Here is a 14,069-nt window from a genome sequence, read left to right as displayed (position 1 = left end):
TAATGTTAAATGAAGAATTGAAAGCCAAAATAATTGAACACGCAAAGAATGTATACCCAAGTGAATGTTGCGGCCTAATTGTCGAAAATGCCGGTGTGTTTAAATATTATGCGTGCCGGAATAATGCTGATAATGACCATCAATTCATTCTCGATCCGAAAGATTACCTAATGGCAAGTTGCATGGGTAACATTAAAGCTGTTGTGCATTCACATCCCAACGCCAGCCCAAAACCAAGTCAAGCAGATATGGTTGCATGTGAGAAAACAAAACTTCCTTGGTATATCGTTGGGTATCCAAACCAAGCATGGTATACGCTTGAACCAACCGGATACCGTGCGCCGCTTGTAGGGCGTGAATGGACACATGGCGTACTGGATTGTTACAGCATAATCCGCGATTGGTATATCCAGGAAAGGGGAATTGAATTACCCGATTTTGAACGCCAGGATGAATGGTGGAAAAAAGGAGAAGATTTATACCGCCAAAACTTTGGCCTGGCCGGATTCTATAAAATGGAATCAGAACGGCTACAGGTAGGTGATGTGATCCTCATGCAGGTTAAATCAAATGTGCCTAATCACGGGGCAATCTATTTGGGCAATGACCAGATATTACACCATTTATTCAACCGCCTATCTACACGCGAAGTTTACGGCGGCTACTATAAAAAACATACAACTGACATTTTAAGATTCGGGGGAATCGATGAAAAGGACAATACGGTTACACGGTGACCTTGCCCGTGAATTTGGGGAAGTGCATCATTATATTGTACGCAGTGCGGGGGAAGCGGTAAAGGCATTGTGCGCCAATTTCCCAAGATTCGAACGGCATTTAATCGAATCAGAACAACAGCAAGTTGGGTATAAGGTATTGATTAATGATGAAATGATCATACCTAATCCCGAAACGATGCATCACCCCGTAGGGGAGCGTGGCCGTATTGATATTGTGCCGGTGATTGGGGGAGCAAAAAGCGGGTTCCTTGGAATAGTGCTTGGAGCTGCATTGATTGCCACAGCCATATTTGTGCCAGGCTTAGGAACAACGGCTTTGTTTACGCTTGGTTCCTGGTCTCCAACCATTGGGAGTGTGTTATTCAGCTTTGGAACCTCACTGTTGCTAGGTGGTGTTACCTCATTGCTAGCACCACAACCCAAGGCTGGTAGCCCTTCCGAAGCACCAGAAAACAAACCATCCTATTATTTCAATGGCCCCGTTAATACCACAGCACAAGGCCATCCTGTACCACTTGGGTATGGCGAACTATTTATTGGTAGCGCGGTGGTTAGTGCCGGTATTACGGCGGATGATTATACAGCAATGAGTGATTTTGCATGATAGATAAATCAAAACGCATTATTGGATACGGGGGTGGTGGCGGAAAAGGCGGTGGCGGAAGCTCACATACGCCTGTAGAAGCTCCTGACTCTTTGCGTTCACGCGCCTTTGCGCGGGTAATAGACTTACTTTGTGAAGGTGAAATTGAGGGTCTTGTTAACGGTATGAAGTCAATCTACCTTAATGAAACACCCCTGCAAAATGATGATGGTACATTCAACTTTACTGGTGTGACAGTTGCAACCAGGGATGGGACACAGGGACAAAGTTATATACCAGGCTTTCCAGGTGTTGAGAGTGAAGAGAGTGTCTTTGTTGAGGTGACGCAAGCTTCACCAGTGGTACGATCAATTAGCAATGTAGATGTTAACAATGTTCGAGTCACTATCAGTGTGCCGCAATTAACGATCCAGGATAGTTCCAATGGTGATATAAATGGAACGACCGTGGATATTGCCATAGATGTGCAAGCCGATGGTGGCGGCTATGTCGAAATGCTCACGGATACCATAAGCGGTAAGACAACAACTAAATATCAACGTTCTTACCTCATTCCCCTTGGTGGCGATGCACCTTGGGATGTACGGGTACGCCGTATCACGGATGACAGTGAAGAGGTTGTTTTAAATAATAAAACATATTGGGATACATACACCGAAATTATTGACGCTAAATTGCGGTATCCCAATAGCGCAATCGTTGCCACTGTGATTGATTCTCAACAGTTTAATCAAGTACCACAACGCAGCTATCACGTTAAAATGATGCGCATTCAAATTCCATCCAATTATGATCCAGAGACAAGGGAATATACCGGCGAATGGGACGGTGAATTTGACATTGCCTATTCAAATAATCCAGCCTGGTGCTTCTTTGACCTGTTAACAAATACCCGTTATGGTCTTGGAAATTTTATCAATGATGCACAGATTGATAAATGGACACTTTACACCATTGGCCGCTATTGTGATGAAATGGTTGATGATGGTTTTGGGGGGACTGAACCGCGCTTTACATGTAACCTTTACATCCAAACGCAAGAAGAGGCCTATAAAATCCTTCAAGACATGGCATCCATCTTTAGGGGATTGCTGTATTGGTCTGCTGGTGTATTAACGGCTGTACAAGATTCACCGCAAGATGCAGTTAAAATCTTCAATGTGACCAACGTTAAAGAGGGCATGTTTACCTATTCAGGGAGCAGCCGCAAGACCAGGCACACCGTTGCGATTGTGTCGTATAACGACCCAAATAACTTTTCAAAACTTGTACCAACCTATGTGGAAGACCCAGAAGGAATTGCCCGTTATGGGATTGTTGAGACATCCATTATTGCAATTGGATGTAACAGCCAGGGCCAGGCTCACCGTGTAGGTAAATGGTTACTATACACAGAAAGGCTTGAAACTGAAACCGTATCATTTTCCTGTGGTATTGAGGCCGCACTTGTACGACCAGGTCAAATCATTAAGGTGCAGGATAGGGATAGATCAGGTGAAAGGCTTGGTGGGCGTGTTATGGCAAGTACTGCCACCACCATAACCGCGGATGATGATGTTGCCCTGGCCGGTGGGGATACATACACTCTATATGTGATGTTGGAAGATGGCACAATGGATACCCGTACTGTAAGTGATATCACGGATAGAGTCATCACAGTAACCGAAGATTTCACCAGCGAGCCAGCCAATAATGCTATATGGGTTTTATCAAGTCCTAACATCGAGGTTCAAACCTTCCGTGTACTTGCCATGGTTGAAACTGGTGACGGGCTTTATGAGATAACCGCAGTTGCCCACAATGAAGGCAAGTTTGATTTAATCGAGCAGGACATTGCATTAGTCGCGCCTAATATCAGTACCTTAACGAATGCACCGGATACACCAACAGGCTTGGAAATAACGGAATATCTTTATGATTCACAGAATGGTGTTGTGGTGGTGGTTACTGCCTCATGGAATTCTGTAAGCAGGGCTACGGCATATGAAGTATGGTATAAGCGTGATAATGGAAACTATGTAATATTGCCACGCACAACCAGTACCACCATTGATATTTTTGATGCGCAACCAGGTGAATATACCTTCAAGGTCTTTGCATTATCGATAATTGAAAAAAGGTCAATAGCAGCAACCGAAGTTGAAACCATTTACGGTAAGCTTGCCCCGCCAGGGAATGTAGAAAATTTCTCATTGGTTTCAATAGATAATGGAACGGCTCATTTAACTTGGGCACAATCAGTTGATCTGGATGTGTTGATTGGTGGGTATGTGAGAATCAGACATACACCTGATATTGACGTTGATGCTACATGGACAAATGCCATTGATATTGGGCCAGCCCTGCCAGGGATAACTACCAATGTGAGTTTACCACACGTACCTGGTACTTACCTGGCTAAATTTGTTGATAGTAGCGGTAATGTGAGTGTTACAGCTAGCAGTGTGACAACAACGATTGCTCAATTATTGGTTATGAATGTCGTTGAGACAATCACAGAACATCCAGGTTTCACCGGTACTAAAACCAATTGCGCAGTGCAAGCGGATTTAGGGGGGCTTGTTATCGATTCAGAGTTGACCATTGATGAAATGGGCTTTGTTGATGATTGGGACTATGTGGAAAGCAACGGAGGGATAGCGGCCAGTGCTACGTATACTTTCCCTGAAACAACAGACCTTGGGGACACATACACATGCCAATTAACCGCTCACATCCTGGCAGAAGCTTATAATGCGGGTGATTTAATCGATAGTCGGCTTGATAGCATTGATGATTGGGGTTCATTTGATGGTGATGATATCGATGATGTGAATGCTCTATTATATGTTAGAACGACAGAAGATGATCCAGGCGGTACACCAACATGGAGTAGTTGGCGACCATTCTTTACAGGACAGTACGTTGCACGTGCCTTTCAATTCCAATTATCACTAACATCCGGCGATGTAACACACAATATTGTTGTGAAAGAATTAAGTGTCACCATAGATATGCCTGATCGCGTTGAGAGTGGTAATAACATTACCTCTGGTGCAGGGACATATTCGGTTAATTACACGAATGCATTCTGGGAAAGCCCAGCCATTGCAATATTAACGCGAAATATGGCTACAGGTGATTATTTTGATATAACAAGTGCCGATGAGACAGGTTTTGATATTGCGTTTAAAAACAGTGCGGGTACACTGGTAAGTAGGAGTTTCGATTATATAGCCAAGGGGTATGGGTACAAGCACTAGGGGGATGGTGTCTTGGCTCAACATGATTATGTTTTATCTAACCAGGCTGGTGCGCCGTTTAGAAGTGATCTGAACGATGCATTGGCAGCCGCTGTATCCAATAATAGTGGTACTACCGCTCCAACTACTACAGTTGCTTATATGTTGTGGTATGACACAACACTTGGCTTGTTAAAAATCCGTAACGGTGCGAATAACGCATGGGTGACAATAGGCCCACTTGCCGATTCAAGCAAACATGAAATATACGTAAGTAATGCCGTTAAGGTAACCGTTAATAGCAGTGGTTATATGGGTATCAACGATACCACGCCAAGCTATCACCTTGATGTAAATGGTGACATAAACTTTACGGGAACTTTACGCCAAAATGGCACAGCATTTACCGCTGCCCCTGACAGTATAACAGAGGGCAACACCAGCGTTGAAGTAAGCGATAGCGGAAGCAATGGGGTTATGACTGTTACCGTTGATGGAACAGAACGGATGCGTGTTTCAAATGCAGGTGAGTTTCTGTTGAACACCACAAGTCCTGTTACCAATGCGATAGCCACGATAACGAAAAGTTCTACAGCATTAAATATGCTTGCCATAGGCAATACTGGAACCTATTTAAAACTTGGCTCAAATGATAGTGGATCCGATTATCAGGCTGCGATTAATGGCACAGCCTTTATTTATACATCAAATGGCGTGGATATAGTCCTTGGAACGGGAGCAGTTGAAACTTGCCGATTAAAGAACAGTGATGGAACACTGACATTTGCCAGCGGCAAATACCCTGTTGCCAAGAATGTGCCAAAGGCGTGGGTTAATTTTTCAGACGGTTTCGCATTTGGTGGATTAGTTATAAACGATAGTTTTAATGTTTCTTCTGTTACAAATCCAAGCTCAAATACTTATAGAATATATTTTACCAATGCAATGAATGACAATAAATATTGTCCATCAGCAATGATATCATATGTTAGCTCTAAAGCTCCAATTGTATTAATAAACAGCTTAACAACTAGCTACATAGAAATTGTATTACAGAATGGAACTAGTTCATTAAATTCATCAATTACCAATCTTGCATTATCTATTTTGGGAGCCTAAAATATGTCACAGCATGATTATGATATTGCCAATCAACAGGGGGCATCGTTTAGAAGTGACTTAAATACTGTGTTAACGGCTGTGGTGACTCACAATAGTGGCTTAACAGCACCATCAACCACTTATGCTTACATGTTGTGGTATGACACAACGCTTGGCCTTCTAAAAATCCGTAATAGTGCAAATAGCGCATGGGTAACAATAGGCCCACTTGCCGATTCCAGCAAACATGAAATTTATGTTAATAATGCTGTTAAAATAACGGTCAATAGCAGTGGATATGTGGGTATAAATAATACTTCGCCTGGCTATCATCTTGATGTAACAGGTGATATCAATTTCACGGGAACATTACGCAAAAGCGGTGCAGTTGCATCTTTTGTGGATAGACAAGCATTTACATCTAGTGGCACATGGACAAAGCCAGCTTTCGGAACTTTTGCACTTATTCAAGTATGGGGAGCCGGAGGAAGTGGTGGTAGGGGCACTACATCACAGCCTGGAGGCGGTGGTGGTGGTGGTGGTTATAATGAGAGATTCATATTATTAAGTAGTTTGGGATCAACTGAAACGGTAACAGTTGGAACTGGTGGTGCAGCTAAAACCGGCGCATCAACTAATGGCGATGCGGGCGGAAATACAACTTTTGGAAGTTGGTTAACGGCCTATGGTGGTGGTGGCGGCGGTACTAATGCATCCGGTGGCGGTGGTGGAGCTGGTGGGAGTGCTTTTCTTGTCGGCACAAGTTCTACTTCTGCTACAGGCGGCGCGGCTGTTTCAGGGGGTAGTACTGGTGGAGGTAATGGAGGCAACCCGCCAACTGCCGGTGGTGATGGTGGTATTAATGCCGGTGGTGGTGGTGGTGGTGGTGACACTTTAGGGCAAAATACTGTTGGTGTCGGTGGAAAAGCTATGAATGGAGGCGGCGGTGGCGGTGGCGGTGCGGAAGCAACTGGTGGTGCTGCTGGTGGGGTTAGTAATGCCGGTGGAAATGGTGGTGCAGGTGGCTTTGATGCAAATAATGCAACGGCTGGAACTATCCCAGGCGGCGGGGGCGGCGGCTCTGAAACTGGAAATTCTGGTGCGGGTGCAAATGGTCAAGTTATTGTTTATGTGTGGTAATTTAAAAGGAGTAAAACATGGTTAATATCGTTCACAAGAAGCCTGACGGGAGCTTGGATTTTATTTTCTTTGTTGATGGACAAATTCATCCAAAATTCAATCAACAAGATTTTGTGGATAAATTCTATGAAAATCAACAAATTACGGAAGATTATATAATAGCAAAGATTGATATAGCTTTACCAATATCACGATTTATATTTCAATCTCCTCTTTCTGTTTTAAGTATTCAAATGCAAACCCCTCTTATTGATGGTGAAGTTGATCCTGCGTTTGATATTGCAGCGGTAGCTAAGGATATGAAAGAAGGAGAAAACCCACAAGTGCCAGAAAATCATATGCTGGTTGGGTTCCATGTAGATAAAGAGAAGAGCATTGTTCTGTGGCAAAAACCACTTCAAAGTAAGGTATTTGAAATTGAAACTCCCTTATATACGGCAGAATATCACCGCAATGAATTGATAGACATGGGCGCAATAGGCAAAGACTGGGTGCTTATTGGTTATGATCCAGTATTGCCGGATGATCACAGATTCCGTGATGCATGGGTGTGGAATGAGGCAGCCCAGGCGATTGAGATTGACATTTATAAAGCAAAGACAATCACCAAAGCAATGTTAAATGAGAAAAAAGCGCACGACCTTAAACAATGTCGCTCCGACTTGCTTGTCGCAATAGGACTTGAAGATGAAGAGATGGGAAAACTGCATCAAATGCATACAAAGCAATTGATGCAGTTGATATAGAAGCCATGGTTGAACAAATGAACACATTTGAAGAACTGGTTGCTTTATTAGGGGCGTAGAATGGTAGAGGAAGAATTAAGTAAAATTTGGCAGCAAGTGGCTAAAACCAAGGAATTAACAGCCGTTCTATGTCAGAGAATTGATTCACAGACACATGAAATCCATATGCTGCGTGAAACCAGGGATAATCATGCTCAATTGCTTACGCAGCACACGGCTATCCTTGATTGTGTGCGTGAAAACTCACAGAAGGTTTCCACGGCTGTTGCTGAATTGACCCTTTCCAACAACCGGATAATTGGTGGAATTAAGGTTGTGGCATGTAGCACGTTCTTGACCTTCATTATTATGATGTTGAATTACGCAAAGGGGTTTTAATGATGAGAGTGCAACCAATAGATTTCAGGCCACCTAAACGCGGGGTGATTAAAGTGTTTATTCATTGTTCTGCCAGTGACAGGCCAGAACATGACAATATTGCAACCATAACCCAATGGCATCTTGAAAGGGGGTTCCATAAGATCGGGTATCATTATTTTATCAATAAACGTGGTGAAATTTGGATTGGCCGCGACCTTGAATTAACGCCAGCCGCCCAGGAAGGATATAATGCCGGAAGCATTGCTATCTGTGTTGGTGGCCTTAATCAGTTTTCAGACGAACAGTTCAAATCTTTGAAGGCAATGTGTATGGCAATTGACACCGCCTATAAACAACGCAAGTTGCCGGTGACCTTCCATGGCCACTGTGAAGTATCAAACAAGACATGTCCTGTGTTTAATTATCGTTTAGTTGTGGGGTTAGATGAAAAAGGAAATATCAAGCCAGCGGTGGCACGTCCGTGATCTATTCACTGACAGTGGGGATGGGACGTTATCAACAAGCAAAATATGGTTTTTTATTACCAGCCTGGTGACAACTGCCGTATTCGTGTGGGACGCATACAAAAATGGTGGTACGACAGACACCAAGCTTGCTGCATATGGGGGTGCGGGTGGTTTAACGGCCATGGCATCAAAATTTATTTCTACCAATAAGAGAGGGCGTAAACATGTTGATGCTGATAATGATTGCTAAGGGCTTTGCGCGTTTGTGGGAATTCTTGACGCAGAAGTGGGTAATGATAACAGGTGGGGTGATGCTTGTTCTGGCACTGTCATATTCTGCCGGATGGTATCATCGTGGTAAATCTGATAAGGCCGAACAGGTTGACCAGGTGAATGCACAGATCAAAGCCATAATGGATAAGAATGCCAAAGATAGGGAAATGGATTTAAAGGCAAATGAAATATACCAGCAACACTTGCAGGTATACCAGGAACAAAACAGGAAACTTCAAAAGAGGCTTAACGATGCAAAGAAAATGGCTATTGGTACTGATTGTGCCGCACCTGTTGATGGGGTGCGTGCGCTCAACGAATTTAACGACTCAACCAAGTAGTTGTCCACCGGAATACTGTACACCATGCCCTAACCTGGATTATATCCAGGAACCGGCATATCCCAATGATTTATTGGAATACATTGGGTATACGATTGGGGAATATAACCAGTGCAAGCACCGCCAGGAAGCGTTGATTGCCGCGTGGGAACGAAAATCAAAATAATGTGTGGTAAGTGTGTGCGTGAAAATGTCTTTGGTTGGTATGAGCGAAAGCCGGATGTAACATTAAAAATACCCATGCCTCCATCCGTAAATTCAGCGTTCAATAATGCCAAGGTTGGGCGCGTGAAGACGGAAGTAAATAAAAAATGGTATAAAGCGGCCAGTGATTCCTTATGGACGCAGAAACGGGCTAATATCAAAGGCCATGTGAACGTTGTCTATTCATATGCCCCGCCGGAGGCTAATAGAAAACGTGATTGCGCCAACTATGAAAAGTGCATTAGTGATTTCCTGGTTGATATGGGCATTATTGAAGATGATTCAAAGATTATGAGCAATACCCAACGATGGTTGCCGGAGAAGGGAGGTTATGTTATCTGTGAAATTTTCAGTTGTGCCTAATGTTTTTGTCATCAATTTTGACCATTTTGTTGATATCGGCAAAATGGTCAACTTGGAAGTTATTTTTCCTTCATAATTGGATCATAGGTGTTCTTTTCATTGGCATTCTGTATATATAATTTCCCCCTACAACCATTGCCACATCTTTCTTTCTTCATTATCGCCACTCCAATAGATGCTTCCGTTCTAGCTGGAATTATGTGCTTTGCCCAACCACACTTTCTACAGAAAACCAAATAACAATACCGAATTGTTTCTATACATTCATTAACCGGTTGTATTGGTATTTCAACTTGTTGATTAGCATACTTTTCTGAAAGCTTCATGCTTTTTTCATTTAAGATTTCAACCACCTGTTTATCCTTTTTGAGCAGTGAGGACAATTTATTAATTTCATTATTTGGCAAGCTATATTAACCGGCTTAAAGAGAGCGGCTAAAGGGATAGCGATTTCCTTTAGCCTAAACCTTTTCTAAACTTAAACAGTGGTATGCTGTAGTCTATGCTAAGTCCGGATTTCTGCAAGGAGCTACCTTGCTCATACCCTCTTTAAGCCGGTGATTTTTGTTTCAATCCACACTCATAAAGCGAGCCAAAGACATACCACATATTGTATGTGTTGGTCAATAAGAAAGTGTTTTTATGACTTGCCCATTGGCATTAACCCAATTGATCTTTTGACCTTGCTTAAGGACAATAGCCGCATCACTGAATTGTCCCTTTGAAAAGTCAATCCCGCGCCGCCAGCCTAACCCACTTGGATTCTGCACTGCAAGGACTGCATCAATCACCTGCGTACCTTCCGCGCTTGCAAAGAAGTTGTATGCCAAGGATGATGCTGCACGTTTAATAATCCTGGATGCAAAGCCAGTTAATCGCGTAATAAACCCGCCATCATCAACAATACCTTCTGAAAAAGATGCGTAGGCATTCTGGCTGCCAATGTTTGTGACACGTCCCTGAAATGCACCACCTTCATTATAGTTTGTGCATTGATCAATTTGGATATTGGCCGTGAATGCATGAGCAGACCCATTCCCACTTTTAAGCACATCCACTAACAATCCATACCACCATCCACGTGATATTGCGTTTGCACCAGAGCCAGTAATTTGCCCGTCTGCTTCAATGGTAAAAGAATAAGTTATTTGCCCTATGGATTGATCAATATTCGGTAAGGGAAGGGTAGTTTTGTCTTGAATAACTTGGACAATCCCCGCCGCATTGGTAAAATCAAAGCGTCCACCCTTTTTAATATTCATCTTTTCAGTTGAATCTTGTGTATATGTAATATCAGTATTAGGCATACAGTCTCCAAAATGACTGTAACCCACGCCCCCTAACTTATATAATAGGCTGCTTGGTCTTTTCGATCAAGAAAATGACAGTTTTCATAAGAACAAACTTTACACATAACGTATGCCTCTTTACGGCGACAACTGCCACATTTTGTTAGTGGAGAAAGTATATATGATATTATTTCAATAATCGTCGCAATAGCAAAAAATAAGACAAATAATATCACTACAATTATCATAACTGCTATAACAAAAGCAATGCCCATTATTTCAAATAAGGATATTGATTTCATTGTGTTGCCGGTGTTGAGTTCATTTTTTCAAGCCAAGCTTTACGCATGACTATTACCTTCTGGTATAACTCTTTAAAGCATGATCCATCTTCAAGTGAATCAACATATTCCTGCACTATAGACATACCGTGGAAAAAATCACAGATAGAGCAATAACGGTGTTTAACATCATCCTGGTTAAAGCTTTCCTTCTCACATATCTTGCAATTGAAGCTATATAAGATAGGCATGGTGTGAGCCGTATTTTGATAACGTTCAATCCGGTATGTTCCTGTTTCGGTTTGTGGAGATAATAATTTACGTAGCACTTTCTCTATTATCCTTATATTTCTTTCTTAATGTTTGTGCCCTTACTATAAGTGGGTTACCAGCAATGGCAATTGCTTCCTTATCCGTCATTTCGCGCGATAACAAATTTTCATCAAAAACTGTAACATGACCACAATTAAAACATATTGTGTAATCACCAGGGTTAGGTTCCCTAACTTCATGACTAATTGGGCTACACATATCAAGTACCTGACCACAAGATTTGCATGGCTCTGGTTCTAATGGTTTTCTTAGTATTGGGGCATTCATAAGTCTATCCTTGCGCATTGACCCAAAATATCCTTACCTGCAAGGGCATAGATATATGCCCCTAAACGTTGGTCTTTATCACATAAACCCTGTATGTATGCAGTAAAATCATCCGTTGGTACGGCATAATAACCTACATTGGGGTTGCCAGGGTTGTTCATCTCATGATTTTTGGCAAGTCCTTGTGCTCCAGCAATATTATTTGCGTAACCTAGGAGCTGTCTTTGATCTAAGGCGTAATTATTTAAATAAACAATAAAGTTACCTGAAATCACGCTATTATCATTATCAAGAGTGGGGTTAAACCACCCCACTTGTTCAAGTTTAGGATTGATAGGCTTTAGATACAAAATAAATGGAGAGCGTTTATTAAGTGCTGCAAGACGGCTTATTCCACCCTTAATTTGATTGCTGTGTTTCCAGATTTCAGAAACAAACCATGTAATTGTGATTAAAAATAAGGCCACGCCCCATTGAAAATATTGATCTTGCATAACGATTCCTTGATAACCCTGTGAGATTTTAATTTATTTTTAATGGGTAGCAATATAAGGTTTAATATTGACCGTGAAGTGATCTCTGCATGTGGCATCGAAAACCCCTGGATAGGCTTCATAGATTTCTTTCAGGAAATCATAGTTTGATTGCCAGTGTCCCCATTCCGTATGATTGCCGGTTGCCAGGTCAACGATCCTGTATTGCCGTCCTTTTGTCTCTACCCTATAATTTTCTGTGCCGAAAGCAATCATAGAAATAATTGGTTCTCTTTTTGTTGTGGCGACACTCATACGGGTTATGAAATTGTTCCTAAAAGTGTTTGTGTGTAACATAAATTAACCTCATTCTGTCCTATTTTTAGTATAGCACATATATACAACATATGCAACAATTATGTATAATAAAAGGACATAGTTAAAAATGTCTTAATAATGAAGGTTTAGTAGGGCAAAATCACATTCATCCCTGGCATCAAGCCTTGTTTGATCTTTTTTTTCTGCCGCAAGGTCAGCGCGAATCTGTTTAATGGTTTCCCGTAAATAGGTGTTTTCATCAAATAACCGGCGAACCAGGGCTATCACTCCCCTGTGGAACGCAGGGAAGACCATTAAGTGCTGGATATAAGCATAGCCCCAAGCCATATGAATCTTTTCATTATCATCAATTGGTATTGGCCGTTCTAAGACGTTAGAAATAAGCAATGAAGTTTCCAGTATTTCACTTTCACAATTCCATTTATTGTTCTTATAAGCATATTCAAGCTTTGATATCATCCCCTTTAGCATGTATTCCCCCTATATCCATGATGTTAGTGGTGTAGATACACCGCTCCCCTTCCCAGGTAGCGATATTTTTTCAATCCGTGAACTATAACTATGCCAGTTTTCATCTTCACAGCACTTCCTGTAACCTTCCAGTAACCCGTATATTTCCTGTTGCCCTTCCAGGATCGTGTTAAGATCAACCATATATAGCCCGTGTGCATGGGGCGCGTAATCTTCAAGTGCTGAAAAAACAATCATTGGTTTATAGCCTGTAGCTATCTCTATACCTCGTGTTAGCCAAGCGGCAAGTACGTAGAGCTTCTCTACCTGCATTTGAAGGCTGAAATGGCAAAGGCTTGCGTTATCAGATCGCACGAACCATACGGCGATATCCTTTGTGTAGAAATGAGGTTGGCAAACGCACTTAATGCCATTATCAACCCATTTGAATGGTGGCGATACCTGAAAGTGTTTGTTCTGTCTTAGCCGCTCAATTTCTGGTATTTTAATATCCCTTTCAAGATAAATAGCAAGACCGTCAAATTGATTATTGAACTGAATATGATTTTCTAAATAATATGAAAAATGTAATGGTGATCTAGCAAGATGCATTATACCGAGTGTGTCTATTTCGCTGTACATTTTTCCCCTATAAATCATAGCCCCTAAATCAAGGTTAGCTCATATATACAGAGGGTTGCAAGTTAATATATTAATGATACAATAGGTGGCATCTAAAATTAATAAAGGTTAACATGATAACACGCGAAAAATTGTTAGAGGATATAACCCGTGCGGCGTATAAGGCTAAATTAACAGTCTCACAACTATTTAAAAAAGCCGACTTATCATTAACTACCCTGCATCGCATGAGACACGGAAAGGATTTCTATTTTTCAACATATGAAAGGGCAATGGCGAAGGCGAATGATCTTGTAAAAGAAAACAAAAAAGCCCAAGAAAAGGACAACCAAGACGCGAACAAAGAAGACGGTTCTTAAACCATCCTTGACAATGCGTAAAAAACTTATAAGAATCAAATAGGGGAAGAAAGAAGGTTATTAGCACGCTTAGGCG

Annotated in this window: 20 protein-coding genes; 12 read left to right on the top strand and 8 right to left on the bottom strand. The window is 41.8% G+C overall.

Going from position 1 to position 14,069, the window contains the following annotated elements:
• The first annotated feature begins 2 nt into the window (after positions 1–2).
• The 11 genes from IPP74_10170 (at position 3) to IPP74_10120 (ending at position 9,560) form a co-directional block, all read left to right on the top strand.
• Entirely contained in the window at positions 3–737 is a 735-nt protein-coding gene (locus tag IPP74_10170) for a C40 family peptidase (protein ID MBL0319633.1), read from the top strand.
• Complete coding sequence (locus IPP74_10165) at positions 709–1,344, top strand: tail assembly protein (protein ID MBL0319632.1); 636 nt, start codon at positions 709–711, stop codon at positions 1,342–1,344. The genes IPP74_10170 and IPP74_10165 overlap by 29 nt, the downstream gene beginning before the upstream one ends.
• Positions 1,341–4,586 (top strand): host specificity protein J, encoded by a 3,246-nt coding sequence (locus IPP74_10160; protein MBL0319631.1) that lies wholly within the window; start codon positions 1,341–1,343, stop codon positions 4,584–4,586. The genes IPP74_10165 and IPP74_10160 overlap by 4 nt, the downstream gene beginning before the upstream one ends.
• A 12-nt stretch (positions 4,587–4,598) precedes the next feature.
• On the top strand, positions 4,599–5,684 hold the full coding sequence (locus IPP74_10155; GenBank protein MBL0319630.1) for a hypothetical protein: 1,086 nt from the start codon (positions 4,599–4,601) through the stop codon (positions 5,682–5,684).
• A gap of 3 nt (positions 5,685–5,687) precedes the next feature.
• The gene (locus IPP74_10150; GenBank protein MBL0319629.1) at positions 5,688–6,806 is read left to right on the top strand and encodes a hypothetical protein; all 1,119 of its coding nucleotides are present in this window, start codon (positions 5,688–5,690) and stop codon (positions 6,804–6,806) included.
• Between the two features lie 17 nt (positions 6,807–6,823).
• On the top strand, positions 6,824–7,552 hold the full coding sequence (locus tag IPP74_10145; GenBank protein ID MBL0319628.1) for a hypothetical protein: 729 nt from the start codon (positions 6,824–6,826) through the stop codon (positions 7,550–7,552).
• 60 nt (positions 7,553–7,612) lie between these two features.
• The gene (locus tag IPP74_10140; GenBank protein ID MBL0319627.1) at positions 7,613–7,930 is read left to right on the top strand and encodes a hypothetical protein; all 318 of its coding nucleotides are present in this window, start codon (positions 7,613–7,615) and stop codon (positions 7,928–7,930) included.
• 17 nt (positions 7,931–7,947) lie between these two features.
• Positions 7,948–8,397, top strand: a complete 450-nt coding sequence (locus IPP74_10135) for an N-acetylmuramoyl-L-alanine amidase (protein ID MBL0319626.1) — start codon at positions 7,948–7,950, stop codon at positions 8,395–8,397.
• The gene (locus IPP74_10130) at positions 8,357–8,629 is read left to right on the top strand and encodes a hypothetical protein (GenBank protein ID MBL0319625.1); all 273 of its coding nucleotides are present in this window, start codon (positions 8,357–8,359) and stop codon (positions 8,627–8,629) included. Before IPP74_10135 ends, IPP74_10130 begins: the two co-directional genes overlap by 41 nt.
• Positions 8,604–8,993, top strand: coding sequence for a hypothetical protein (locus tag IPP74_10125; GenBank protein ID MBL0319624.1), 390 nt, complete (start codon positions 8,604–8,606; stop codon positions 8,991–8,993). The genes IPP74_10130 and IPP74_10125 overlap by 26 nt, the downstream gene beginning before the upstream one ends.
• A gap of 180 nt (positions 8,994–9,173) precedes the next feature.
• Positions 9,174–9,560: a RusA family crossover junction endodeoxyribonuclease gene (locus IPP74_10120; GenBank protein ID MBL0319623.1), complete on the top strand. Its 387-nt coding sequence runs from the start codon at positions 9,174–9,176 to the stop codon at positions 9,558–9,560.
• A 59-nt stretch (positions 9,561–9,619) separates the two neighbouring features.
• Here IPP74_10120 and IPP74_10115 read toward each other — a convergent pair whose 3' ends face one another.
• The 8 genes from IPP74_10115 to IPP74_10080 form a co-directional block, all read right to left on the bottom strand.
• Positions 9,620–9,967 (bottom strand): hypothetical protein, encoded by a 348-nt coding sequence (locus tag IPP74_10115; protein MBL0319622.1) that lies wholly within the window; start codon positions 9,965–9,967, stop codon positions 9,620–9,622.
• A 216-nt stretch (positions 9,968–10,183) separates the two neighbouring features.
• The gene (locus tag IPP74_10110; GenBank protein ID MBL0319621.1) at positions 10,184–10,867 is read right to left on the bottom strand and encodes a hypothetical protein; all 684 of its coding nucleotides are present in this window, start codon (positions 10,865–10,867) and stop codon (positions 10,184–10,186) included.
• A gap of 280 nt (positions 10,868–11,147) precedes the next feature.
• A complete protein-coding gene (locus IPP74_10105; protein ID MBL0319620.1) occupies positions 11,148–11,459 on the bottom strand; it encodes a hypothetical protein in 312 nt (103 codons plus the stop codon).
• The gene (locus tag IPP74_10100; protein MBL0319619.1) at positions 11,449–11,730 is read right to left on the bottom strand and encodes a hypothetical protein; all 282 of its coding nucleotides are present in this window, start codon (positions 11,728–11,730) and stop codon (positions 11,449–11,451) included. The genes IPP74_10105 and IPP74_10100 overlap by 11 nt, the downstream gene beginning before the upstream one ends.
• Positions 11,727–12,224, bottom strand: a complete 498-nt coding sequence (locus IPP74_10095) for a hypothetical protein (protein MBL0319618.1) — start codon at positions 12,222–12,224, stop codon at positions 11,727–11,729. The genes IPP74_10100 and IPP74_10095 overlap by 4 nt, the downstream gene beginning before the upstream one ends.
• A 39-nt stretch (positions 12,225–12,263) precedes the next feature.
• Positions 12,264–12,560, bottom strand: a complete 297-nt coding sequence (locus tag IPP74_10090) for a hypothetical protein (protein ID MBL0319617.1) — start codon at positions 12,558–12,560, stop codon at positions 12,264–12,266.
• Between the two features lie 93 nt (positions 12,561–12,653).
• Positions 12,654–13,013: a hypothetical protein gene (locus tag IPP74_10085; GenBank protein MBL0319616.1), complete on the bottom strand. Its 360-nt coding sequence runs from the start codon at positions 13,011–13,013 to the stop codon at positions 12,654–12,656.
• Between the two features lie 9 nt (positions 13,014–13,022).
• On the bottom strand, positions 13,023–13,634 hold the full coding sequence (locus IPP74_10080; protein MBL0319615.1) for a hypothetical protein: 612 nt from the start codon (positions 13,632–13,634) through the stop codon (positions 13,023–13,025).
• A gap of 113 nt (positions 13,635–13,747) precedes the next feature.
• Here IPP74_10080 and IPP74_10075 point away from each other — a divergent pair, with 113 nt between their 5' ends.
• Positions 13,748–13,993, top strand: coding sequence for a hypothetical protein (locus IPP74_10075; GenBank protein ID MBL0319614.1), 246 nt, complete (start codon positions 13,748–13,750; stop codon positions 13,991–13,993).
• The last annotated feature ends 76 nt before the right edge of the window (positions 13,994–14,069 follow it).

The sequence above is a fragment of the Alphaproteobacteria bacterium genome, from assembly GCA_016722515.1.
Lineage (GTDB): Bacteria > Pseudomonadota > Alphaproteobacteria > Rickettsiales > JADKJE01 > JADKJE01.
This window is presented reverse-complemented; position numbering and strand designations above follow the sequence as displayed.